Source organism: Vibrio marinisediminis (assembly GCF_014050145.1).
Classification (GTDB): domain Bacteria; phylum Pseudomonadota; class Gammaproteobacteria; order Enterobacterales; family Vibrionaceae; genus Vibrio; species Vibrio marinisediminis.
This window is the reverse complement of sequence record NZ_JACFYF010000356.1, coordinates 1-234: the sequence shown is the minus strand read 5'-3', so window position 1 is coordinate 234 and position 234 is coordinate 1. Positions and strand designations below refer to the sequence as shown.

The 234-nt window shown below is 32.9% G+C and carries 1 protein-coding gene; it reads right to left on the bottom strand.

Annotated features, from left to right (window positions below):
* Window positions 1–11: 11 nt before the first annotated feature.
* Window positions 12–234: CoA-binding protein (locus H2O73_RS24330; protein ID WP_182110842.1), on the bottom strand; the 223-nt coding region annotated here is incomplete at its 5' end.

The following is a 234-nucleotide window of genomic DNA, read 5'->3' as shown; positions in this document are numbered from 1 at the left end:
AAGACAGAATATTAGTATTGGTTCGTTCCCAATAAAACTAAAGTACAAGCTGTTTCAAAAGCAATATTGTTTTCTTTTAAAATTGCATAAAACTCAGGGTTCTCGGTTCCTGGGTTAAAAATAACACGCTTAGGTTTTAAAGAAACAATGTAGTCGTAATACTCCTCTTGACGTTTAGGGTTTAAATACAAAGTAACCGTGTCTACATCCTCATAAGACTTTAACTCTGTATCT